Here is a 22,770-nt window from a genome sequence, read left to right on the forward strand (position 1 = left end):
TGGGTCATGAAGAATTCGAACCTTTCCACCCTCTCCTTATAAAGGGACCGCTCATGCCAAATGCGCGTCCGGGCCGTAAACCCAAAAGCCCGGCGCGCTGGTTTTTTTGCCGCTTTCAGGCAGTGACCTCACCCATGCCCTTGAGTCAGGTCCCCCCGGTTCAACTTGATCCCCCGTTAGCCATAACCAACGCGTGGTTGAGCTTATGGAAAGTGTCAGTAGAGAGGGTGAAATGAAAAGGCCACCCGGTTTAGACGACCGGCAAAAAGCACTACGGGGTATATGCCTGGGTATAAAGGTACAGCCCCAACGTTTCACGAGCAGCGCTCCCTTTCAGGAAGACTTTATCGAGATCAAAGGCCGGATACACAGAAATTATTGGGGCATAAATCAAGGAAAATGACCGACAAATATAACGATGATAGAGGAAAAGACTGGGTTATAGTTGGTTCAAAAGCTGGTTAATTTTCATCCAGTTTTGGGGAAAGGTTTTGGGGAAAGTTTTGGGGAAGATTTTTTGAGGGCATAAAAAACGGGAACCATCCGGCTCCCGTTCTTGTTTAACCCGCGAGGCGGATTACATGTTCGCGATAATCGCGTCGCCAAACTCTGAACATTTCAGCAGCTTAGCGCCTTCCATCAGACGTTCGAAATCGTAGGTCACGGTTTTGGCGTTGATCGCGCCGCTCATGCCTTTAACGATCAGGTCAGCCGCTTCAACCCAACCCATGTGGCGCAGCATCATTTCTGCGGAGAGGATCACAGAACCCGGGTTCACTTTGTCCTGACCTGCATATTTCGGCGCGGTACCGTGGGTCGCTTCGAACAGAGCGCACTCGTCGCCAATGTTCGCGCCCGGGGCGATACCAATACCGCCAACCTGCGCCGCCAGGGCATCAGAAATGTAGTCACCGTTCAGGTTCATACAGGCGATAACGTCATATTCAGCCGGACGCAGCAGGATCTGTTGCAGGAACGCATCGGCAATCACATCTTTAATGATGATCTCTTTGCCGGTTTTCGGATTTTTGATTTTCTGCCACGGACCGCCGTCGATCAGCTCACCACCAAACTCTTCACGCGCCAGCTGGTAGCCCCAGTCTTTAAACGCACCTTCGGTGAACTTCATGATGTTGCCTTTGTGCACCAGCGTCACAGAGTCGCGATCGTTAGTGATAGCGTACTCAATCGCCGCACGCACCAGGCGTTTGGTGCCTTCTTCGGAACACGGTTTAATACCAATACCGCAATGTTCCGGGAAGCGAATTTTCTTCACGCCCATCTCTTCACGCAAGAATTTGATCACTTTTTCCGCATCGGCAGAGTCCGCTTTCCACTCAATACCGGCGTAAATGTCTTCTGAGTTTTCACGGAAGATAACCATATCGGTCAGTTCAGGGTGTTTAACCGGGCTCGGGGTGCCCTGGTAGTAACGTACCGGACGCAGGCAGATGTAGAGATCCAGCTCCTGACGCAGTGCAACGTTCAGAGAACGGATACCGCCGCCAACCGGCGTCGTCAGAGGGCCTTTGATGGCAACACGGTAATCACGAATCAGATCGAGTGTTTCAGGCGGCAGCCAGACATCCTGGCCGTAAACATGGGTAGATTTCTCACCGGTGTAAATTTCCATCCAGGAAATTTTACGCTCGCCCTTGTAGGCTTTTTCCACAGCGGCATCAACCACTTTCAGCATTGCCGGGGTCACGTCAACACCGATACCGTCGCCTTCAATGAACGGGATAATCGGGTTATTCGGAACGTTGAGCTTGCCATTTTGCAGGGTGATCTTGCTACCTTCCGCCGGAACAACTACTTTGCTTTCCATTCACCTCTCCTTCGAGCGCTTCTGGTTGTTTTGCTCGTTGACTTCATGCCGGGGCGCTCAGACTGCGTCCGCTCACCTGTTACGTGAATCACACAGAGCAAACCGTTTTTTGTTAATGAATTGTAATGAGCCCATCAATACTAACCGATAGTTGGGTTCCATGAAAGGCAATCGTGATTCAGCTATAATGCGGCAATTGATAATCACTGAAAATACCATGAACAAAACTTCTTTTAGAAATCACCGGGTTGAGCGATTCAGCTCGCGACAAGCCACCAGACCCGAACGGAAAAACCAGCCAAAACGTGTGATTTTATTCAATAAACCCTACGATGTTTTGCCGCAATTCACTGACGAAGCCGGGCGCAGCACGCTGAAAGATTTTATTCCCATAGAAGGCGTTTATGCCGCCGGGCGGCTTGACCGCGACAGTGAAGGATTACTGGTGTTGACCAACGATGGCGCATTACAGGCGCGCCTCACGCAACCTGGCAAACGCACCGGCAAGATCTATTATGTGCAGGTTGAAGGTGAACCAACCGAAGAGGCCATTAATGCGTTGCGTAATGGTGTTGACCTGAACGATGGTCCGACGCTTCCCGCAGGTGTTGAACGGGTCGATGAACCAGAGTGGTTGTGGCCGCGTAACCCGCCAATCCGTGAACGGAAGTCCATTCCCACCAGTTGGCTGAAAATTACCCTCTATGAAGGGCGTAATCGCCAGGTGCGGAGAATGACGGCGCACGTCGGGTTCCCTACTCTGCGGCTTATCCGTTACGCTATGGGGACTTACACGCTGGATAACCTCGCCAACGGTGAATGGCGAGATGCTTAATCTTATAAGGGAGTAGTGATGCTGAAACCCCACGTAACCGTTGCCTGCGTCGTACATGCGCAGGGGAAATTTTTAGTGGTTGAAGAGACGATTCGCGGCAAAGCCCTGTGGAACCAGCCAGCAGGCCATCTGGAAGCCAACGAAACCCTGACGCAGGCTGCCGCCCGCGAACTGTGGGAAGAGACAGGCATTCGCGCTGAACCACAACATTTTCTTAGAATGCATCAGTGGATAGCGCGCGATCGCACGCCGTTTCTGCGCTTTTTGTTTGCGATTGAGCTTAACGAAATGTGCGCCACTGAACCCCACGATAGCGATATCGATCGCTGCCATTGGGTCTCGGCCGAAGAGATCTTTTCTGCGACAAACCTGCGCTCACCGCTGGTTGCGGAAAGCATTCGGTGTTATCAGAACTGCCCGCGTTTGCCACTGGAAACTATCGCAGCATTTAACTGGCCGTTTACAGGGGATGCCTGAGCCGCCAGCCCGTGATAGAATACGCCGCCCTGAAGTTCTACGTCGTGAGTATTCTATGTCTGATAGCCCAAAAAAAGTGATCGTCGGTATGTCCGGCGGTGTCGACTCTTCCGTTTCCGCTTACCTGTTGCAACAACAGGGTTATAACGTGGAAGGCCTGTTCATGAAGAACTGGGAAGAGGATGACGGCGAAGAATACTGCACCGCTGCAGCGGATTTGGCCGATGCGCAGGCCGTTTGTGACAAACTCGGCATCGAGCTGCACACCGTCAATTTCGCCGCAGAATACTGGGACAACGTCTTCGAGCATTTCCTGGCTGAATACAAAGCCGGGCGCACGCCGAACCCCGATATTCTCTGCAACAAAGAGATCAAATTTAAAGCGTTCCTTGAGTTTGCCGCCGAAGATCTCGGCGCGGACTATATTGCCACCGGTCACTACGTGCGCCGCGCCGATGTGGACGGCAAAAGCCGCCTGCTGCGCGGTCTTGATGGCAATAAGGATCAGAGCTACTTCCTGTATACCTTAGGTCACGAGCAGATCGCGCAAAGCCTGTTCCCGGTCGGTGAGCTGGAAAAACCGCAAGTGCGTAAAATCGCCGAAGATCTGGGCCTGGCAACCGCGAAGAAAAAAGACTCTACCGGTATCTGCTTTATTGGCGAACGTAAATTCCGCGAATTCCTTGGTCGTTACCTGCCGGCGCAGCCCGGTAAAATCCTCACCGTCGAGGGTGAAGAGATCGGCGAGCACCAGGGTCTGATGTACCATACTCTTGGTCAGCGTAAAGGCCTGGGTATCGGCGGGACCAAAGACGGCAGCGAAGAGCCGTGGTATGTGGTCGATAAAGACGTGGAAAAGAATATCCTGATTGTCGCGCAAGGCCATGAGCATCCTCGCCTGATGTCCGTGGGGCTTATCGCACAGCAACTGCACTGGGTGGATCGCGAACCGCTACAGGGCACACTGCGTTGTACGGTGAAAACCCGTTACCGTCAGGAAGATATTCCCTGCACCGTAACCGTGCTGGACGCCGACCGTATCGACGTGCGTTTTGACAACCCGGTTGCGGCCGTCACGCCAGGCCAGTCCGCTGTGTTCTATAGCGGCGAAGTGTGCCTGGGTGGCGGTATTATCGAGCAGCGTCTGCCGCTGCCCCTGTAATACAGAGTCAATAAAACCGGACTGGCGAAAGCCCGCGCAATGGTTGCAATGCGGGTCAAAAAAGGAGTGAGTGTGGCGAAGAACTATTACGACATTACCCTGGCGCTGGCAGGCATTTGCCAGTCTGCACGTCTGGTGCAACAACTGGCGCACCAGGGGCATTGTGACAGCGACGCGCTGCATGTCTCGCTGAACAGCGTGATTGATCTGAACCCTGACTCCACGCTTGGCGTCTTTGGCGGCAGCGAAACCAATCTGCGCACCGGGCTGGAAACGCTGCTTGGCGTACTGAATGCCAGCAGTCGCCAGGGTCTCAATGCCGAACTGACCCGCTATACCTTAAGTATGATGGTGCTGGAGCGTAAACTTGCCGGTAATAAACAGGCAATGGATACGCTCGGTAACCGCATCGCCAGTTTGCAACGCCAGCTTGAGCACTTCGATCTGCAATCAGACACGCTGCTCAGCGCCATGGCGGCAATATATGTTGATGTCATCAGCCCACTGGGACCACGTATTCAGGTCACCGGTTCACCCGCGGTGCTGCAAAGCCCGCAGGTACAGGCAAAAGTCCGCGCCACTCTGCTGGCCGGGATCCGCGCTGCGGTGCTCTGGCACCAGGTCGGCGGCGGTCGCCTGCAATTGATGTTGTCCCGAAATCGCCTGTCGACCCAGGCCAAAAACATTCTTGCTCATTGTTAACCTCCCGGAGTTGTGACTTATGGAATTATCCTCACTGACCGCCGTTTCCCCTGTCGATGGACGCTACGGCGATAAAGTCAGCGCGCTGCGCGGGATCTTCAGCGAATACGGTTTGCTGAAATTTCGTGTCCAGGTAGAAGTGCGCTGGCTGCAAAAACTGGCGACTCATGCGGCGATCAAGGAAGTTCCTGCTTTTACTGACCACGCAAACGGTTTCCTCGATAAAATCGTCGACGGCTTCAGTGAAGAAGATGCGCTTCGCATTAAAACCATCGAGCGCACCACGAACCACGATGTCAAAGCGGTTGAATATTTTCTGAAAGAAAAAGTCGCGGAGCTCCCTGAGCTGCATGCAGTTTCCGAATTTATCCATTTCGCCTGCACCTCAGAAGATATCAATAACCTCTCTCACGCCCTGATGCTGAAAACCGCCCGTGATGAGGTGATCCTGCCGTACTGGCGCCAGCTTATCGACGCGGTAAAAGCGCTGGCGGTGCAGTATCGCGATATCCCGCTGCTCTCCCGTACCCACGGTCAGCCAGCCACGCCGTCGACCATTGGTAAAGAGATGGCGAACGTCGCTTACCGTATGGAACGCCAGTTCCGTCAGTTAAACCAGGTGGAAATCCTTGGTAAAATCAACGGCGCAGTGGGCAACTATAACGCCCATATCGCGGCTTACCCGGAAGTGGACTGGCATCAGTTCAGCGAAGAGTTTGTCACCTCACTGGGGATCCAGTGGAACCCGTATACCACGCAGATCGAGCCGCACGACTATATTGCCGAGTTGTTTGACTGCATGGCGCGTTTCAACACCATCCTGCTCGATTTTGACCGTGATATCTGGGGTTACATTGCACTGAATCACTTCAAGCAAAAAACCATTGCTGGTGAAATCGGCTCTTCTACCATGCCGCATAAAGTCAATCCGATTGATTTTGAAAACTCAGAAGGCAACCTGGGCCTTTCTAACGCAGTATTGCAGCATCTGGCCAGCAAACTGCCTGTCTCCCGCTGGCAACGCGATCTGACCGACTCCACCGTACTGCGTAATCTTGGCGTGGGCGTGGGTTATGCGCTGATTGCCTACCAGTCAACGCTGAAAGGCGTGAGCAAACTGGAAGTGAACCGCGATCGCCTGCTGGACGAACTGGATCACAACTGGGAAGTTCTGGCGGAGCCGATCCAGACCGTGATGCGCCGCTACGGCATTGAGAAGCCTTATGAAAAACTCAAAGAGCTGACCCGCGGTAAACGCGTTGACGCGGAAGGCATGAAGCAGTTTATCGATGGTCTTGCACTGCCGGAAGACGAAAAAACCCGCCTGAAAGCGATGACCCCGGCCAACTATATTGGTCGCGCCATCACCATGGTCGACGAGCTCAAATAATCGACTGTGGGCCGCTCACCCTCTTTTCCCCGGAAAAGAGGGTTTCTTACTTCTACGGTTTAATAAATGTTTATCCCTCCTGCACCACAATCAGCGTTAGACTGAATTCATCAAAAACTTAAGGAGAGTTCTGACGATGCGCATACTGGTTGTGGAGGACAATGCCCTGCTGCGTCACCATTTAAAAGTGCAGCTACAGGAGCTGGGGCATCAAGTGGATGCGGCGGAAGATGCCAGGGAAGCCGATTATTTTCTTAATGAACATATTCCTGATATCGCCATTGTCGATCTCGGTTTACCGGACGAAGACGGGTTGTCGTTGATCCGTCGCTGGCGCAGCCATGACGTCACCCTGCCCGTTCTGGTGCTGACCGCTCGTGAAGGCTGGCAGGATAAAGTTGAAGTATTGAGTGCTGGCGCGGATGACTACGTTACCAAACCGTTCCACATTGAAGAAGTCGTTGCCCGCATTCAGGCGCTGATGCGCCGCAACAGCGGCCTCGCGTCTCAGTTGATCTCTATGCCGCCATTTCAGGTGGACCTCTCCCGTCGCGAGTTGTCGATTAACGACGATGTGATAAAACTCACGGCATTCGAGTACACCATTATGGAAACGCTGATCCGCAATAGCGGTAAAGTGGTGAGCAAAGATTCATTGATGCTTCAGCTCTACCCTGATGCAGAGTTACGTGAGAGCCATACCATTGATGTGCTGATGGGACGTTTGCGCAAAAAAATCCAGACACAGTATCCGGAAGATGTGATCACCACGGTGCGCGGTCAGGGCTACCTCTTCGAATTACCTAAATGAGACGCGTGTTGCGACACCTCCTGCCGCTTTCCCTGCGGGTCCGTTTTTTACTTGCCACCGCAGCGGTGGTGATGGTGCTTTCCCTCGCTTATGGCATGGTGGCGCTGGTGGGTTACAGCGTCAGTTTCGACAAGACCACCTTCCGTCTGCTGCGGGGAGAGAGCAACCTGTTTTATACGCTGGCAAAATGGGAAAACAATCGGCTCAGCGTTGATCTCCCGGAAAACCTCAATCTGCAAAGCCCGACCATGGCGCTGATCTACGACCAGAACGGCAAACTGATCTGGTCCCAGCGGGATGTTCCCTGGCTGGAAAACAGTATCGACCCTGACTGGCTGCGGACAAATGGCTTTCATGAAATTGAAGCGGATATTGATGCCAGCAGCACACTGATTGATGACGATCACTCCGTTGCTGAAGAGCTGAAAGAGATCCGCGAAGATGACAGCAGTTCTGAGATGACACACTCTGTCGCGGTCAATATCTACCCGGCCACCAGCCGTATGCCGCAATTAACCATTGTGGTGATCGATACCATTCCGATTGAGCTGAAACGCTCTTATATGGTGTGGAGCTGGTTTGTCTATGTGCTGGCCGCAAACCTGTTATTGGTGGTTCCGCTGTTGTGGCTGGCGGCGTGGTGGAGTTTACGTCCCATTGAAGCGCTGGCCCGTGAAGTCCGCGAACTGGAAGAGCATCACCGCGAACAGCTTAATCCGGAGACCACTCGCGAACTGACCAGTCTGGTTCGCAATCTTAACCGCCTGCTGAAAAGTGAGCGCGATCGGTATGACAAGTACCGCACCACACTCACTGATCTCACTCACAGTCTGAAAACGCCACTGGCAGTGTTGCAAAGCACGTTGCGATCGCTACGCAGCGAGAAGATGAGCGTCTCCGATGCCGAACCGGTGATGCTGGAACAGATCAGCCGTATCTCGCAGCAGATTGGTTACTACCTGCATCGCGCCACGATGCGCGGCAGTAGCGGCCTGCTCAGCCGGGAACTGCATCCCGTTGCGCCGTTGCTCGACAGCCTGACCTCGGCGCTGAACAAGGTTTACCAACGCAAAGGCGTCAACATTACCGTCGATATCTCACCGGAAATCAGTTTTGTCGGTGAGAAAAATGACTTTATGGAAGTGATGGGCAATTTGCTGGATAACGCCTGCAAATACTGTCTTGAATTTGTCGAGATTTCGGCCCGGCAAACAGACGACACGCTGCATATTATCGTCGAAGATGATGGTCCGGGCATTCCCGCAGCCAAGCGCGAGGTGGTTTTTGATCGCGGGCAACGCGCTGATACGCTGCGCCCGGGACAGGGCGTCGGGCTTTCCGTTGCCCGGGAAATTGTCGACCAGTATGAAGGGCAGATAATCACCGCAGAGAGTTTACTGGGCGGCGCCAAAATGGAAGTGATCTTTGGCCGACAACAGGCGGCGATCGCTGGCGACTGAACGCTATCGGCATTACTATAATCCTTTATTCAGCCACTGATAATTTGCCGGAAACGCATATGGACTATCACGTAGAAATAGACTGGCCAGACTTTATTCAACGCTACTGGCAAAAACGCCCGGTAGTGCTGAAACGTGGGATTAAAAATTTCATCGATCCCATCAGCCCGGACGAACTGGCAGGACTGGCAATGGAAAATGAGGTGGACAGCCGTCTGGTCAGCCATCTTGACGGTAAATGGCAGGTGGGCCACGGTCCTTTCGAAAGCTATGATCACCTGGGCGAAAGCAACTGGTCACTGTTAGTGCAGGCCGTCAACCACTGGCATCAACCTGCTGCCGCACTGATGCGCCCGTTCCGCGTGCTGCCTGACTGGCGTACCGATGATCTGATGATCTCCTTCTCTGTGCCTGGCGGCGGCGTGGGGCCGCATCTCGATCAGTACGACGTGTTTATCATTCAGGGTACCGGTCGCCGTCGCTGGCGCGTCGGCGAAAAAACGCCGATGAAACAGCACTGCCCCCACCCGGACTTACTGCAGGTCGATCCGTTTGAGGCGCTCATTGATGAAGAGCTGGAGCCGGGCGATATCCTGTATATTCCGCCGGGATTCCCGCATGAAGGCTATTCGTTGGAGAATTCACTGAACTACTCTGTGGGTTTCCGTGCCCCCAGCGGTCGTGAATTGATCAGCGGGTTTGCTGATTACGTTCTGCAACGAGAACTGGGCAGCCAGCGCTATAGCGATCCGGATGTTCCACAGCGCGCCCACCCGGCGGATATTCTGCCGGAAGAGCTGGATAAGCTGCGCGACATGATGCTGGGACTGATCAATCAGCCGGAGCAGTTTAAAGAGTGGATGGGCGAATTTATTTCCCAGTCACGCCACGAACTGGATATCGCGCCCCCTGAGCCGCCCTATCAGCCGGATGAAATTTACGATGCGCTGAAACAGGGTGACAAGCTGGTGCGTCTTGGCGGTTTACGCGTGTTGCGTATTGGTGATGACGTGTTCGCCAACGGCGAGCGGATCAACTCGCCACACCGCCCGGCGCTTGAAGCGCTGGCAAGTCATATCGTATTGCAGGGTGAGATGTTTGGCGATGCGCTGGATGATCCCTCTTTCCTCGCAATGCTCGCCGCACTCGTCAACAGCGGTTACTGGTTCTTCGAAGATTAATACCTGACCGCCTGCTTATCCGGCCTGCGACATCTCTCACGCAGGCCGGATAAGACATGTATTTCGCCGTCAGGCAGCGCAGGCTACTCCCCTTTCGCCGTCAGCTCAGCAATTCGCACAATCACCTGCACGGCTTTCTCCATGCCTTCCAGCGTCACAAACTCGTGCTTGCCGTGGTAGTTATAACCGCCGGTAAACAGGTTCGGGCAGGGTAATCCCATAAAGGAGAGCTGTGCGCCGTCGGTCCCACCGCGAATCGGTTTCAGCTCCGGTTCAATATCGCAGTCGCGCATAGCCTGCTGGGCGATTTCGAGAATATGCGGATGCTCTACCACTTTCTCACGCATATTGTAGTAGCTGTCTTCGATCACCAGTTCGATATAACAATCCGGATGCAGCCCTTTGCCCACTTTTTTGGCAATCTCCATCATCTTACGTTTACGTGTTTCAAACATCTTGCGGTCAAAATCACGGATGATGTAGTGCATGTCGGCGCGTTCAACGGTGCCTTTAATGCTGGTGAGATGATAGAAGCCTTCATAGCCCTCGGTGTTTTCCGGGCTCTCCTCTTCCGGCACCAGTGCATGAATACGGCTGGCCAGCGTCAGCGCGTTAACCATTACCCCTTTCGCCGTACCAGGGTGGACATTATTACCGACAATTTTGATGTTCACCGACGCGGCGTTAAAGTTTTCAAACTCCAGCTCGCCAACGCCGCCGCCATCGACGGTATAGGCCCATTTTGCGCCGAAGCCTTCCACATCGAAATGTTTCGCGCCCTTACCCACTTCCTCATCAGGGGTAAACGCCACGCAAATATCGCCGTGGGGAATGTTTTTCTTCTTCAATACCGCCAGCGCCGTCATGATCTCCGCCACCCCGGCTTTATCATCCGCGCCAAGCAATGTTTTGCCATCCGTGGTGATCAGCGTCTGCCCAAGCAACTGGTGCAGCACCGGAAACATCACCGGCGACAGGATCTCATCGCCAATGCCCAGCGCGATATCGCCACCGCGATAGTTTTCAAGGATTTGCGGATTCACATTCTTGCCGCTGCAATCCGGCGAGGTATCCACATGGGAAATAAAACCGATGGCAGGTACTGGCGTTTGCACATTTGACGGCAACACCGCCATCACCGTGCCTTTATCGCTTAATGTGACATTTTCCAGCCCCATCTCCGTCAGCTGGTTCTGAAGTAAACGCAGGAGTTTCCACTGCCCGTCAGTGCTGGGCACCTGCCGGACGCCGGGCTTTGATTGAGTATCCAGAGAAACGTACTGCAAAAAACGCTCTAATAATTTGTCCATGAAGCCACCCCCACAAAATGTCACAACATTATCAATAAGCGTGAAAAGACAAATATTGCGTCAGGTCACTTTTACCCCGTAAACGAGAATATTTTCAAAATTACGGCCCACGTAATTAACCGTAGCCCGGAAATTCCCCCTCCGTTCGACGAAAATACGACAACGATTGGCGATTTCACCGCTTTGCCGTAGAATGCCAGCCCTTAAATCGTGCACAACCCAAAGGTGGTTAACCACAAACCCCGCATCCGATAAGCCTTTTGATGCGTCGACATGGGACAGAGTCAAAAATTGAACACACAACCGCGTTCGCGTTCACCGCTTGTGCAGCTTGCGGGTATTCGCAAAAGCTTTGATGGCAAAAATGTCATTTCCGATTTTAACCTCACCATCAATAACGGCGAATTTCTGACGCTGCTGGGTCCTTCCGGCTGCGGTAAAACGACAGTTCTGCGCCTGATCGCCGGGCTGGAAAGTGTCGATGTCGGCCATATCCACCTCGATGCCGAAGATATCACGCACGTTGCAGCGGAACACCGCCACGTCAATACCGTTTTTCAGAGCTACGCGCTTTTCCCCCATATGACGGTGTTTGACAACGTGGCCTTTGGTCTGCGCATGCAAAAAACCCCGGCACAAGAGATAACCCCACGCGTCATGGATGCGCTGCGAATGGTGCAACTCGACGCCTTTGCCCAGCGTAAACCGCATCAACTCTCCGGCGGGCAACAACAGCGTGTCGCCATCGCCCGCGCGGTGGTCAATAAACCGCGTTTACTGTTGTTAGATGAATCGCTCTCCGCGCTGGATTACAAACTGCGTAAGCAGATGCAAAACGAACTGAAAGCGCTGCAACGTAAGCTGGGTATTACCTTTGTTTTTGTCACCCACGATCAGGAAGAAGCCCTGACCATGTCAGACCGCATTGTGGTAATGCGCGAAGGCCGCATTGAGCAGGATGGTACGCCACGTGAAATCTATGAAGAGCCGAAGAACCTGTTTGTCGCCAGCTTTATCGGCGAAATCAATATCTTCAGCGCCACGGTGATTGAGCGTGTCGATGCGCACCGCGTGCGCGCCAGCGTCGAAGGCCGCGAATGCTATATTCACGTTAACTTCCCGGTGGAACAAGGCCAGCCGTTGAACGTGCTGCTGCGCCCGGAAGATTTGCGGGTCGAAGAGATCCACGATGTGGGCGAGGCAGAAGGTCTGATTGGCTACGTTCGTGAACGCAACTACAAAGGGATGACGCTGGAATCCATGGTGGAGCTGGAAAACGGCAAGATGGTGATGGTTAGTGAGTTCTTTAATGAAGACGATCCGGATTTTGACCACTCGCTGGACCAGAAAATGGCCATAACCTGGGTAGAAAGCTGGGAGGTCGTGCTGGCTGATGAAGAGTACCAGTAAATTCCAGAATGGGGTGATCGCCACTATCGTCGGTTGGCTTGTGCTGTTTGTTTTCCTGCCGAATGTGATGATCATCGCCACCAGCTTTCTGACCCGCGACGATGCGCATTTCGTCCAATGGGTTTTCACGCTGGATAACTATACGCGTCTGCTCGATCCGCTCTATTTCGACGTGCTGCTGCACTCCCTGAACATGGCGGCGATCGCCACGCTGTCCTGCCTGGTGTTGGGTTACCCTTTTGCCTGGTTCCTGGCGAAACTGCCCGCGAAGGTGCGCCCGCTGCTGCTGTTTCTGCTGATTGTTCCCTTCTGGACCAACTCACTTATCCGCATCTACGGGTTGAAGATTTTCCTCAGCACCAAAGGGTATCTCAACGCCTTCCTGCTGTGGCTGGGTGTCATCGATGAGCCGCTGCGCATTATGTTTACCCCGGTCGCGGTGATTATCGGTCTGGTCTACATTCTGCTGCCGTTTATGGTGATGCCGCTCTACTCCAGCATCGAGAAGCTCGACAAACCGCTGCTGGAAGCGGCAAAAGATCTCGGGGCCGGTAAACTGCAAACCTTCATTCGCATTATTATCCCGCTGACGATGCCGGGGATCATTGCCGGTTGCCTGCTGGTGATGCTGCCGGCCATGGGGCTGTTCTATGTTGCGGATCTGATGGGCGGGGCGAAAAATTTGCTGGTCGGTAACGTGATTAAAAGCCAGTTCCTCAATATTCGTGACTGGCCATTCGGCTCCGCCACCAGCATCACGCTGACCGTGGTGATGGGGCTGATGTTGCTGGTATACTGGCGTGCAGCGCGATTGCTGAACAAAAAAGCAACGGATTTAGGCGAATAACGTTAACTGTCATTGGATGAACCATGATGCTGGCATGCGCTTTACTTCGCGGTAAATGGCATGCCATGCAAGGCACTATCCGTGTCTTGTTGCCATTAAACTGCGGTGTCAGTAAAGTTTTTGCTCAATATTGTCACCCGCATCAACGACCCGCCAAATCTTCCAGTTTCCATTTTCCTTGCGGGTCCAAACCTGCAGATGCGCATGTTCGCTATTCTGCTGCCCAAGCCAGACATCCAGTTTCATACTTTGCCCATCCAAAGACGCCGGGGAAACGTTTATAGTTTTCTCCCACTCGGGGAACGCATCCTGCGCGTAGGTAAAATAATCGGCCATCAGTAACTCTTGCTCCGGCATCGTATAAATTTCATCCATACGCTTAAGTAACGTCGCCGATACCCATTTATTCATTTGTTCCATTTTGATGATGTTATCTGGCGAAACATCGTGATTAATTTCGTGCAGATAAAATGCGTAGAACGCCGTGACATTTTTCTGAATATCGGTCTCTGTTGTGGCGCTGGCAAAAGGGAGATAAGCCGCCAACAGCAATGAAATGAGCAATCGCATCCGTTTTTCCTGTCAATCACATAAGAGGGGTGGCATCTTCGATGGCCATTCCCCGGCTTCAATCGCCCGACGAGTGAACGTTGCACAAGACCCGATAGATTTCGGGCCTGCGTGCTTCACCGGGCCATCACTATTTCAGGCGATGGAAATTTTTTTAAAAATAATGGGCGTAAACGCCAGGATATAACATCAGGCCAGGCGACAATAAACGAAAGTCAGCTCATTTTAAACAGGAACCGCAGGCAAGCGCGGTGTTTCCACACCACCGTGTTTATGGCCGCCATCAGGAGATAAAACGCCCTCAACACCGCAACGCAATAACGTTGCGGGTTGTCCGACACAGGTAAAGTTCGTCATTTACGTGGGAGTTTTTCCCGATCGCAAAACAAAGTGTTGTAAAATGCGCGGCCTCAAACGACGGCCGACGGCCAGTCAGTGTTGGTGAACCAGGCTAGAGGTGGCAAAAAGTGATAATTTTCACATCACTGGAATCGAACAATTTGCTGAAGAAAAAGGTGGAACGCGCATGATTGGTCGACTGCTGCGCGGCGGTTTTATGACCGCTATTTACGCGTATCTGTATATTCCGATCATCATTCTGATCGTCAACTCGTTTAATCAGTCGCGCTTTGGCATTAACTGGCAGGGGTTCTCCACCGAGTGGTATCGCCTGTTGATGAACAACGACAGTCTGCTGCAAGCCGCGCAACACTCGCTGACGATGGCCGTACTCTCCGCCACCTTTGCCACCCTGATTGGCTCGCTGACAGCCGTTGCGCTCTACCGCTACCGTTTTCGCGGTAAACCGTTTGTCAGCGGTATGCTGTTTGTGGTGATGATGTCGCCGGATATCGTCATGGCCATTTCGCTACTGGTGCTGTTTATGCTACTGGGCATTCAGCTCGGGTTCTGGTCATTGCTGTTTTCGCATATCACCTTCTGCCTGCCATTTGTGGTGGTGACCGTCTTCTCGCGCCTGAAAGGTTTTGATGTGCGCATGCTGGAAGCCGCCAAAGATCTGGGTGCCAGCGAAGTGACTATTCTGCGCAAAATCATCCTGCCGCTGGCGATGCCTGCTGTTGCAGCCGGTTGGTTGCTGAGCTTCACCCTGTCGATGGACGACGTGGTGGTTTCGTCCTTCGTTACCGGTCCGGGCTATGAAATTCTGCCCTTAAAAATCTATTCCATGGTCAAGGTGGGCGTGTCGCCGGAAGTCAACGCGCTGGCCACCATTCTGTTAGTGCTGTCGCTGGTGCTGGTGATTGCCAGCCAGCTGATTGCACGTGATAAAACCAAAACTCAGGGGACGTAAGATAATGAAAAAATGGTCACGCCACCTGCTGGCAGCGGGAGCTCTCGCCATCGGCATGAGCGCCGCGCATGCGGACGACAACAAAACGCTCTATTTCTACAACTGGACCGAGTATGTGCCGCCCGGCCTGCTGGAGCAGTTCACTAAAGAGACCGGCATCAAGGTTATCTATTCGACCTATGAATCGAATGAAACCATGTACGCCAAGCTCAAAACCTATAAAGAAGGCGCATACGACCTGGTCGTGCCGTCCACCTACTTCGTGGATAAGATGCGCAAAGAGGGCATGATCCAGAAGATCGACAAAACGAAGCTGACCCACTTCAATAACCTCGATCCGCAGATGCTCAACAAACCGTTTGACCCCAATAACGACTACTCCATCCCTTATATCTGGGGAGCCACCGCGATTGGCGTCAATGGCGACGCGATCGATCCGAAAACCGTGACCCGCTGGGCCGATCTGTGGAAACCGGAATACAAGGGCAGTCTGCTGCTGACGGATGATGCACGTGAAGTGTTCCAGATGGCGCTGCGCAAGCTGGGTTACTCCGGCAATACCACCGATCCCAAAGAGATTGAAGCGGCCTATAACGAGCTGAAAAAACTGATGCCAAACGTCGCGGCGTTCAACTCAGACAACCCCGCCAACCCCTATATGGAAGGCGAAGTGAATCTGGGAATGGTGTGGAACGGTTCGGCGTATGTGGCGCGTCAGGCAGGGACGCAACTGGATGTCGTCTGGCCTCAGGAAGGGGGGATTTTCTGGATGGATAGCCTGGCGATCCCGGCAAATGCGAAAAACGTCGACGGGGCGCTGAAGCTTATCAACTTCCTGCTGCGCCCGGAGATTGCCAAACAAGTGGCGGAAACCATCGGCTACCCAACGCCGAACCTGGCCGCGCGTAAGCTGCTGAAACCGGAAATGGCGAACGATAAGTCCCTCTACCCGGATGCAGAAACCCTCAGTAAGGGCGAGTGGCAAAATGATGTCGGCAGCGCCAGCGCCCTTTACGAAGAGTACTACCAGAAGTTAAAAGCCGGACGTTGAGTCCGTACTGGATAGCGCTGCCCCTTATCCGGCCTGCGGGTATCGAGGCCGGATAAGGCGTAGTTTTCGCGTTACAGCTTTTTCAGCAGTTTTTCGACGTACTCTGGCACCACTACGCTCGCCAGCCCGTAATGTTTCTCTTCGAACTCGCTACCTACCTGGCTCGGTTCGAGGTTCAGCTCAACGGTGTGTGCGCCATGCAGTTTGGCTTCGTGAACAAACCCGGCGGCAGGATACACGTGGCCGGACGTGCCGATCGCAATAAAGACATCTGCCATCGACAGTGCGCTATAAATTTCATCCATACCCAGCGGCATCTCGCCAAACCACACTACGTGCGGGCGCAGCGGCGCAGGAAACTGGCAACAGTGGCATTTGTCGTCACGGGTGACATCATCGGTCCACTTCAGCACCTGCCCGCTCTGGGAACAGCGCACTTTCAACAACTCGCCGTGCATATGGATGATGTGTTTATTTCCGGCACGCTCATGCAGGTTGTCGATATTCTGCGTGATCAGTAAAAAGCGATCCCCCAATGCCTGCTCCAGTTCGGCCAGCGCCAGATGCGCGGCGTTGGGCACAATTTCCGGCTGCTGGAGCTGGCGGCGGCGATCGTTATAAAAGGTTTGCACCAGTTGTGGGTTGCGGGCAAAGCCTTCCGGCGTCGCCACATCTTCGACATGATGTTCTTCCCACAGCCCATCTGCCGCACGGAAGGTGCGGATCCCGGACTCGGCGGAGATCCCCGCCCCGGTCAGTACGACAACTCTCGGTTTTTCCATCACTTCAGGCACCATTGTGTCACGGAAAAAAATGCGCTGGCGTAACCGCTCACGCAAGCGGCGTTTGTTATGGCGAAAACGGCTGAGACGATGTGAACGTCGCGATTGCATGGCATCCTCTCAGGACGGATCAGTAAGATGAAGAAATGCCGCACCGCGCATACCGCCTGCGTCACCGTAGCGTGCGCATTCAATACGCGGCACCTCGCCCGCTGGCAGCAGATGCGGGCGGATACGCTCCGGCAGCAATTGCGTCAGCGCGCTGAAATTGGATAATCCACCGCCAATCACCAGCAGATCCGGGTCGATAATGGTCAGAATATTACCCAGACACACCGCCAGCAAGTCGACATACCGTTCGACATGGGCCAGTGCTTTCGCCTCGCCCTGCTGCCAGCGGGTGATGATCTCCGGCGCGGACAATGACTGATGGTAGAAGTGTTTGTACAGCCATGCAAAACCACGGCCGGACAGATAGTTCTCAATACAGCCGATTTTGCCACAGCCGCAGCGTGTGAGCGGAAAATCAAACCCCATCAGCCCCAGCGCATCGACGGGCAAACGGATATGACCAAACTCGCCGGTGATAAAACGCTGCCCGGTCACAGTCTTGCCATTCACCACCAGTCCGCCGCCCACACCCGTGCCAAGGATCAGCCCCATCACCAGCGGATAGCGCCGGAATTCATCATCCCAGGCTTCAGAAAGGGTGAAACAGTTGGCATCGTTATCCAGCCGGACGTCACGCTCTAGCAACGCGCTAAGATCGGTGCGCAGCGACTGGCCGCTAGCGGCGGGCAGATTGGCGGCATACAACGTACCGTCGGCGGTTTCCGGCATGCCAGGGATGCCGATGCCGACCGTGCCTTTCACGCCGAAACGTGCATCCGCCTCTGCGACCAGCTCAGCAATGGCGCGCAAAAAGGATGTATAACTGTCATGGGGCGTGGCGACACGTGTTTCCCACTGTAACCGTCGATTGGCATCAAAGACACCTAACGCGATTTTACTGCCACCAATATCAAATCCGTAATTCATCGCCACTCCTTCGTTGTGGCCCTGCTCACGCCGGGATTACTGCCCGCTCAGTACTCTCGCCGGATCAATATTGCTCGCCCGGCGCGCCGGATACCAGCTCGCCAGCAGGCTTAATACCAACGCCGTCGCCAGAACGTACACCACATCCAGCGGATGAAGTTCCGACGGCAGGAAGTCGATAAAGTAGATATCGCCCGACAAGAACTGATGACCGATAATTTTTTCTATACCGTTGATAATTGGCGTTAATTGCAGCGAAACCACCACGCCAATCACCACACCGCAAAGGCTGCCCAGCAACCCGGCCAGCAAACCGTACCAGACGAAAACGGCGCGAATAAGACCATCTTTCGCCCCGAGCGTACGCAATACCGCAATATCGCCGCTCTTGTCTTTTACTGCCATCACCAGCGTGGAGACAATATTAAAACAGGCCACGCCAATCACCAGCACCATAGCCAGATACATAATGGCGCGGATCATCTGGATGTCGCGATACATATAGCCATATTTGCCGATCCAGCTTTTGATATAAACATAGCTGTTGGTCACTTCACCCGCATCGCGCACCAGCTTATTGGCGTTAAAGACATCGTTGACTTTAATGGCGATGCCGGTAACGCTGCTGCCCATCTCCAGATATTGCTGCGCATCTGCCATCGGGATCATCGCGAAACCGTGATCAAGCTGACCGCTGAGTTGCAGAATACCCGTGACATGCAACCGCACGCGCTTGGGCTGCAACAGTTTATGCGCGTCGTCAGAGTTAGGGATCATGATGGACACCCAATCGCCCTGCTGCACTTTCAGCGCATCGGCCACGCCTTTCCCCAAAATGATTTGCTGCTCACCGGCTTTAAAATTACGCCAGGCGTCGCCCTGAATATATTTCGGTAACGCGCTGAGGTCAGTTTCCTGCTGCGGATCAACGCCTTTGACCTGAATCGCGCGCAGGTTAGCACCGCTCTCCACCAGCCCTGTAAAGTTGATATAGGGTGCCGCCGCCGCAATGCCCGGCACTTTCTTCACTTTTTCCAGCGCGGTATTCCAGTCATTCCACGGCTGGTTCACCGGCTCGATTTCACCATGTGGCACAACCGCCAGAATGCGGTTATTCAGTTCGCGCTCAAAACCGTTCATCGCGCTCAGACCGACGATCAGCACCGCTACACCCAGCGCGATGCCGATAGTCGAGATCACCGAAATCAACGAAACCATCCCACCGCGACGGCGTCCGCGGCTGAAACGCAAGGCAATCAATAACGACAGAGGCGAAGCCATTACTCGGCCCCCATCAGGGAGACTTCAGTGCTCAGATGACCATCACGCATTTCCAGTTGACGGTTCATACGTTTTGCCAGCTGTAAATCATGCGTCACCACCAGAAACGCCGTACCCTGCGAACGGTTCAACTCGCCAAGCAACTGGAAAATACTGTCGGCGTTGCGGGCATCCAGGTTACCGGTCGGTTCATCCGCCAGCACCAGACGCGGGTTATTGACCAGCGCACGGGCAATCGCCACACGCTGGCGTTCGCCGCCGGAAAGCTCCGACGGACGGTGAGTGGCGCGGTGCTCCAGACCCACTGCACACAGCATTTCACGCGCGCGGCTGTCAATCTCGGCTGGTTTCTTTTTACCAATCAGCAGCGGCATCGCCACGTTTTCCAGTGCGGTAAAATCCGGCAGCAGATGGTGGAACTGGTAGATAAAACCCAGTTCACGGTTACGCAGATCCGCCTTGGCGGTGGAAGAGAGTTTGCTCATCGGCTGATCGCGGAAAATCACATCGCCGGAGGTCGGCGTATCCAGCCCGCCGAGCAGGTGCAGCAGCGTACTTTTACCCGAACCGGAACTACCGACAATCGCCATCAGTTCCCCTTCCGCCATGCTGAAACTGACATTGTGCAGCACGTCGGTTTGCACACTGCCTTCCTGATAGCGTTTGCACAGGTTGTCGCATTGCAACAGGATCTTATTCATAACGTAAAGCCTCAGCGGGTTGAGTGGCGGCAGCGCGCCAGGAAGGATAAAGCGTAGAGAGCAGCGCAATGGCCATCGCCACCAGCGCAATCGTAACAACCTGCAGTGGCTCAATCGCTACGGGCAGTGCAGCGCCATCCAGCAGTGCGCCGATAATCGGCATCAAATTATTCAACTGGCTGGCCAGCAGTGCGCCCAGCACCGCGCCAAGTAGCGCGCCGATGATGCCGGCGCTGGCCCCTTGCACCATAAATACCGCCATGATCTGGCGCGGCGTCAGGCCCTGCGTTTGTAAAATCGCCACCTCACCCTGTTTTTCCATCACCATCAGGCCAAGAGAAGTAATAATGTTAAACGCCGCGACCGCAACAATCAGGCTGAGCAGAAGACCCATCATGTTTTTCTCCATGCGCACAGCCTGGAACAGCTCGCCTTTGCGATCGCGCCAGTCCTGCCACTTCGTTCCTTCTGGTAGTGGCTGCTGGCTCAGCACATCCACTTTCAGCGGTTCGTTAAGCCACAAACGCCAGCCGGTAATGTTACCCGCCGGGTAACGCATCAGGCGTGATGCATCCTCAATATTGACCAGCATCTGGTACTCATCCACTTCGCTGTTTGCGGCGAACGTCCCGACCACCGTGAACAGACGCTGGCTGGGCAGACGCCCCATCGGCGTGAACTGGCTGGCGGAAGGCACCATCACACGAATTTGATCGCCGCGGTTAACGCCTAACTGGCCCGCCAGTTGCTCACCGAGAATGATGTTGTATTTGCCCGCCTGCAGGTCGCTCTGTTTCACGTTGACCAGATAAGGGGTCAGCGGATCGTTTTGTGTCGGGTCAATACCCATCATCACGCCGACCGCCACGCTGCGCGCGCTTTGGATCACCACATCGCCGGTGGTCAACGGTGCAATACGGGTGACGCCCTGCAGCGTTAGCTGATTTGCGGGATGCTGCTGCGGATCGAGGGAGCCGTTTTGCGTAGAGAGAATAGCCTGTGGCATCAGCCCCAGGATGTTGTTTTGCAGCTCACGTTCAAAGCCATTCATTACTGATAACACCGTCACCAGCGCCATAACGCCAAGGGTGATGCCAATGGTTGACAACCAGGAGACAAAGCGACCGAAACGGTCTGCTGCGCGGCCACGCATATAGCGCAGGCCTATGAAAAGTGTGACAGGCTGGTACATGAAATCCGTCTGATTGCTGATAGCAGATTGAGAAGTATATAAGCGAAAGCGCAGAGCGTAAATGAGTGAAACCGTAAGATTTCGTCACGAAGTTTCGAAAAAAAGCCGGAAAATCAAATTACTAATGGCTCGCGGATCTCTGCAAAACAGCCATTGTTTGCCCGGTGTACGACCAAAATCCTTCACCTTAATCCGAAAATCAATAAATACAGACACTTCCCCATTACATCCCCTCTCCCACTACCCAGGATAAATAGCCGAAATTAAGGCAAAACAGGCAAGAAAACGAATGAAACAGAAAACATTATGGATTAATCAAATCAAAGGGTTATGTATTTGCCTGGTGGTAATATATCACTCAGTCATTACTTTTTACCCGCACCTTGACCTCTTTCAGCACCCCTGGTCCGAAACGCTGGCGAAATGTTGGATCTATTTCAACCTCTACCTTGCGCCGTTTCGCATGCCGGTGTTCTTCTTTATCTCGGGTTACCTGATCCGCCGCTACATCGATGAGGTTCCATGGAAAGAGACCATCGACAAACGGATCTGGAGCATTGTGTATGTGCTGGCGCTCTGGGGCGTGCTGCAATGGATCGGGCTTAGCCATATTAATGACTGGCTGGCACCGGATCGCGACCTCAGTAACGCGTCGAATGCTGCGTACGCTGACAACTGGAGAGAGTTCTTACAAGGGATGCTGACCGCCAGCACCAGTCTGTGGTATCTGTACGCGCTGATCGTCTATTTCACGCTCTGTAAGTTGTTAAGCAATTGGAAAATCCCCGTCCTCACGTTGATGATCCTCGCCAGCCTCGCCATTAATTATCTGCCGCTCCCCTGGTGGGGAATGAACAGTGTGGTGCGCAATATGATCTTCTATACCCTGGGTGCATGGTATGGCAACGCTGTCATGGAGTGGATGAAAACCGTGGCGATACGTCGCTACGCCCTGTTGTTCGCTGTCGCGTTGGTGGTGGCGTTTGGATTGTGGATGTTTAACATGCCGTTGCCGCTCTGTTTGCTGTCGATTGTCGGCATCATGCGCCTGTTCCGGGAGCTGGAGCAGCGTTTCCCGCCGAGTGAAAACAGTCTGCTAAATGTGGTTGGCTCAAATACCATTGCGATTTACACCACCCACCGCATTCTGATTGAAGGCTTCAGCCTGGCGTTAATCAAACCGTTGAATGCCGGTGCCTGGCCGCCAACAATGGAACTGGCGCTATTGCTGGTCTACCCTTTCGTCACATTAGTGATTTGTACGCTGGCTGGACTGCTGGTGCGGAAAATCTCCACCGCACTGTTTGCTGATGTTTTTTTCACCCCACCGGCGAAGCTTCGCCCGGCCATTGCCACACGCTAAACCCACGCGTTCGCCTTGGCTAAAACAATGCAATCGCAGATAATAAAGGGATTGCGTATCAGTGATA

Annotated in this window: 21 protein-coding genes and 1 pseudogene; 14 read left to right on the forward strand and 8 right to left on the reverse strand. The window is 53.7% G+C overall.

Annotated elements, in window-relative coordinates; translation table 11 throughout:
• Nucleotides 1–294: 294 nt before the first annotated feature.
• Nucleotides 295–465 (forward strand): annotated as a pseudogene (locus ABGA49_RS02800) (integrase); the annotation flags it as partial.
• Between the two features lie 112 nt (nucleotides 466–577).
• On the opposite strand, the gene icd reads toward ABGA49_RS02800, so the two are convergent.
• Nucleotides 578–1,828, reverse strand: coding sequence for an NADP-dependent isocitrate dehydrogenase (gene icd, locus ABGA49_RS02805; RefSeq protein WP_061494935.1), 1,251 nt, complete (start codon nucleotides 1,826–1,828; stop codon nucleotides 578–580).
• A gap of 187 nt (nucleotides 1,829–2,015) precedes the next feature.
• Here icd and rluE point away from each other — a divergent pair, with 187 nt between their 5' ends.
• The 8 genes from rluE (at nucleotide 2,016) to ABGA49_RS02845 (ending at nucleotide 9,846) form a co-directional block, all read left to right on the forward strand.
• Nucleotides 2,016–2,663, forward strand: coding sequence for a 23S rRNA pseudouridine(2457) synthase RluE (rluE, locus tag ABGA49_RS02810; RefSeq protein WP_071890692.1), 648 nt, complete (start codon nucleotides 2,016–2,018; stop codon nucleotides 2,661–2,663).
• An 18-nt stretch (nucleotides 2,664–2,681) separates the two neighbouring features.
• The gene (locus ABGA49_RS02815) at nucleotides 2,682–3,140 is read left to right on the forward strand and encodes an NUDIX hydrolase (RefSeq protein WP_061494931.1); all 459 of its coding nucleotides are present in this window, start codon (nucleotides 2,682–2,684) and stop codon (nucleotides 3,138–3,140) included.
• Between the two features lie 55 nt (nucleotides 3,141–3,195).
• A complete protein-coding gene (gene mnmA, locus ABGA49_RS02820) occupies nucleotides 3,196–4,302 on the forward strand; it encodes a tRNA 2-thiouridine(34) synthase MnmA (protein ID WP_061494929.1) in 1,107 nt (368 codons plus the stop codon).
• Nucleotides 4,303–4,374: 72 nt separating this feature from the next.
• Entirely contained in the window at nucleotides 4,375–5,004 is a 630-nt protein-coding gene (gene hflD, locus ABGA49_RS02825; protein ID WP_061494927.1) for a high frequency lysogenization protein HflD, read from the forward strand.
• A 19-nt stretch (nucleotides 5,005–5,023) separates the two neighbouring features.
• Nucleotides 5,024–6,394, forward strand: a complete 1,371-nt coding sequence (purB, locus tag ABGA49_RS02830) for an adenylosuccinate lyase (RefSeq protein WP_347665100.1) — start codon at nucleotides 5,024–5,026, stop codon at nucleotides 6,392–6,394.
• A 136-nt stretch (nucleotides 6,395–6,530) separates the two neighbouring features.
• A complete protein-coding gene (gene phoP, locus ABGA49_RS02835) occupies nucleotides 6,531–7,205 on the forward strand; it encodes a two-component system response regulator PhoP (protein WP_061494923.1) in 675 nt (224 codons plus the stop codon).
• Nucleotides 7,202–8,665, forward strand: coding sequence for a two-component system sensor histidine kinase PhoQ (gene phoQ / locus ABGA49_RS02840; protein ID WP_347665101.1), 1,464 nt, complete (start codon nucleotides 7,202–7,204; stop codon nucleotides 8,663–8,665). The genes phoP and phoQ overlap by 4 nt, the downstream gene beginning before the upstream one ends.
• A gap of 59 nt (nucleotides 8,666–8,724) precedes the next feature.
• A complete protein-coding gene (locus tag ABGA49_RS02845) occupies nucleotides 8,725–9,846 on the forward strand; it encodes a cupin domain-containing protein (protein ID WP_061494919.1) in 1,122 nt (373 codons plus the stop codon).
• Nucleotides 9,847–9,929: 83 nt separating this feature from the next.
• On the opposite strand, the gene pepT is transcribed toward ABGA49_RS02845, so the two are convergent.
• A complete protein-coding gene (gene pepT, locus ABGA49_RS02850; RefSeq protein ID WP_061494917.1) occupies nucleotides 9,930–11,156 on the reverse strand; it encodes a peptidase T in 1,227 nt (408 codons plus the stop codon).
• Nucleotides 11,157–11,429: 273 nt separating this feature from the next.
• Between pepT and potA the strand changes: the two genes are divergently transcribed.
• Nucleotides 11,430–12,566 (forward strand): spermidine/putrescine ABC transporter ATP-binding protein PotA, encoded by a 1,137-nt coding sequence (potA, locus tag ABGA49_RS02855; RefSeq protein ID WP_347665102.1) that lies wholly within the window; start codon nucleotides 11,430–11,432, stop codon nucleotides 12,564–12,566.
• A complete protein-coding gene (potB, locus tag ABGA49_RS02860) occupies nucleotides 12,550–13,413 on the forward strand; it encodes a spermidine/putrescine ABC transporter permease PotB (RefSeq protein ID WP_061494912.1) in 864 nt (287 codons plus the stop codon). The genes potA and potB overlap by 17 nt, the downstream gene beginning before the upstream one ends.
• A 108-nt stretch (nucleotides 13,414–13,521) precedes the next feature.
• Here potB and ABGA49_RS02865 read toward each other — a convergent pair whose 3' ends face one another.
• Nucleotides 13,522–13,983 (reverse strand): DUF3828 domain-containing protein, encoded by a 462-nt coding sequence (locus ABGA49_RS02865; protein WP_347665103.1) that lies wholly within the window; start codon nucleotides 13,981–13,983, stop codon nucleotides 13,522–13,524.
• Nucleotides 13,984–14,509: 526 nt separating this feature from the next.
• Between ABGA49_RS02865 and potC the strand changes: the two genes are divergently transcribed.
• A complete protein-coding gene (gene potC, locus ABGA49_RS02870; protein WP_061494907.1) occupies nucleotides 14,510–15,295 on the forward strand; it encodes a spermidine/putrescine ABC transporter permease PotC in 786 nt (261 codons plus the stop codon).
• A gap of 4 nt (nucleotides 15,296–15,299) precedes the next feature.
• Nucleotides 15,300–16,346: a spermidine/putrescine ABC transporter substrate-binding protein PotD gene (gene potD / locus ABGA49_RS02875; RefSeq protein WP_347665104.1), complete on the forward strand. Its 1,047-nt coding sequence runs from the start codon at nucleotides 15,300–15,302 to the stop codon at nucleotides 16,344–16,346.
• Between the two features lie 71 nt (nucleotides 16,347–16,417).
• On the opposite strand, the gene cobB is transcribed toward potD, so the two are convergent.
• The 5 genes from cobB to lolC are packed head-to-tail and all read right to left on the reverse strand — an operon-like array spanning nucleotide 16,418 to nucleotide 21,340.
• A complete protein-coding gene (gene cobB / locus ABGA49_RS02880; RefSeq protein ID WP_061494903.1) occupies nucleotides 16,418–17,239 on the reverse strand; it encodes a Sir2 family NAD+-dependent deacetylase in 822 nt (273 codons plus the stop codon).
• Between the two features lie 9 nt (nucleotides 17,240–17,248).
• A complete protein-coding gene (nagK, locus tag ABGA49_RS02885) occupies nucleotides 17,249–18,166 on the reverse strand; it encodes an N-acetylglucosamine kinase (protein ID WP_061494900.1) in 918 nt (305 codons plus the stop codon).
• Nucleotides 18,167–18,202: 36 nt separating this feature from the next.
• The gene (gene lolE / locus ABGA49_RS02890; RefSeq protein WP_134318316.1) at nucleotides 18,203–19,447 is read right to left on the reverse strand and encodes a lipoprotein-releasing ABC transporter permease subunit LolE; all 1,245 of its coding nucleotides are present in this window, start codon (nucleotides 19,445–19,447) and stop codon (nucleotides 18,203–18,205) included.
• A complete protein-coding gene (lolD, locus tag ABGA49_RS02895) occupies nucleotides 19,447–20,148 on the reverse strand; it encodes a lipoprotein-releasing ABC transporter ATP-binding protein LolD (protein ID WP_347665105.1) in 702 nt (233 codons plus the stop codon). The genes lolE and lolD overlap by 1 nt, the downstream gene beginning before the upstream one ends.
• Nucleotides 20,141–21,340 (reverse strand): lipoprotein-releasing ABC transporter permease subunit LolC, encoded by a 1,200-nt coding sequence (lolC, locus tag ABGA49_RS02900; protein ID WP_061494894.1) that lies wholly within the window; start codon nucleotides 21,338–21,340, stop codon nucleotides 20,141–20,143. Before lolC ends, lolD begins: the two co-directional genes overlap by 8 nt.
• Before the next feature lie 289 nt (nucleotides 21,341–21,629).
• On the opposite strand from lolC, the gene ABGA49_RS02905 reads away from it, so the two are divergent.
• Nucleotides 21,630–22,703, forward strand: coding sequence for an acyltransferase family protein (locus ABGA49_RS02905; RefSeq protein ID WP_347665106.1), 1,074 nt, complete (start codon nucleotides 21,630–21,632; stop codon nucleotides 22,701–22,703).
• Nucleotides 22,704–22,770 lie beyond the last annotated feature (67 nt).

The organism is Kosakonia sp. WA-90, from assembly GCF_039871955.1.
Taxonomy (GTDB): Bacteria; Pseudomonadota; Gammaproteobacteria; order Enterobacterales; family Enterobacteriaceae; genus Kosakonia; species Kosakonia oryzendophytica.

Excerpts from the sequence above, each read along its gene's own strand:
- ABGA49_RS02905 (WP_347665106.1), top strand. The coding sequence starts at position 21,630 with ATGAAACAGAAAACATTATGGATTAATCAAATCAAAGGGTTATGTATT.
- cobB (WP_061494903.1), bottom strand. The coding sequence starts at position 17,239 with ATGCAATCGCGACGTTCACATCGTCTCAGCCGTTTTCGCCATAACAAA.
- potD (WP_347665104.1), top strand. The coding sequence starts at position 15,300 with ATGAAAAAATGGTCACGCCACCTGCTGGCAGCGGGAGCTCTCGCCATC.
- purB (WP_347665100.1), top strand. The coding sequence starts at position 5,024 with ATGGAATTATCCTCACTGACCGCCGTTTCCCCTGTCGATGGACGCTAC.
- phoQ (WP_347665101.1), top strand. The coding sequence starts at position 7,202 with ATGAGACGCGTGTTGCGACACCTCCTGCCGCTTTCCCTGCGGGTCCGT.
- lolC (WP_061494894.1), bottom strand. The coding sequence starts at position 21,340 with ATGTACCAGCCTGTCACACTTTTCATAGGCCTGCGCTATATGCGTGGC.
- rluE (WP_071890692.1), top strand. The coding sequence starts at position 2,016 with ATGCGGCAATTGATAATCACTGAAAATACCATGAACAAAACTTCTTTT.
- phoP (WP_061494923.1), top strand. The coding sequence starts at position 6,531 with ATGCGCATACTGGTTGTGGAGGACAATGCCCTGCTGCGTCACCATTTA.
- mnmA (WP_061494929.1), top strand. The coding sequence starts at position 3,196 with ATGTCTGATAGCCCAAAAAAAGTGATCGTCGGTATGTCCGGCGGTGTC.
- nagK (WP_061494900.1), bottom strand. The coding sequence starts at position 18,166 with ATGAATTACGGATTTGATATTGGTGGCAGTAAAATCGCGTTAGGTGTC.
- pepT (WP_061494917.1), bottom strand. The coding sequence starts at position 11,156 with ATGGACAAATTATTAGAGCGTTTTTTGCAGTACGTTTCTCTGGATACT.
- ABGA49_RS02845 (WP_061494919.1), top strand. The coding sequence starts at position 8,725 with ATGGACTATCACGTAGAAATAGACTGGCCAGACTTTATTCAACGCTAC.
- lolE (WP_134318316.1), bottom strand. The coding sequence starts at position 19,447 with ATGGCTTCGCCTCTGTCGTTATTGATTGCCTTGCGTTTCAGCCGCGGA.
- lolD (WP_347665105.1), bottom strand. The coding sequence starts at position 20,148 with ATGAATAAGATCCTGTTGCAATGCGACAACCTGTGCAAACGCTATCAG.
- potC (WP_061494907.1), top strand. The coding sequence starts at position 14,510 with ATGATTGGTCGACTGCTGCGCGGCGGTTTTATGACCGCTATTTACGCG.
- ABGA49_RS02815 (WP_061494931.1), top strand. The coding sequence starts at position 2,682 with ATGCTGAAACCCCACGTAACCGTTGCCTGCGTCGTACATGCGCAGGGG.
- ABGA49_RS02865 (WP_347665103.1), bottom strand. The coding sequence starts at position 13,983 with ATGCGATTGCTCATTTCATTGCTGTTGGCGGCTTATCTCCCTTTTGCC.
- potA (WP_347665102.1), top strand. The coding sequence starts at position 11,430 with ATGGGACAGAGTCAAAAATTGAACACACAACCGCGTTCGCGTTCACCG.
- icd (WP_061494935.1), bottom strand. The coding sequence starts at position 1,828 with ATGGAAAGCAAAGTAGTTGTTCCGGCGGAAGGTAGCAAGATCACCCTG.
- potB (WP_061494912.1), top strand. The coding sequence starts at position 12,550 with ATGAAGAGTACCAGTAAATTCCAGAATGGGGTGATCGCCACTATCGTC.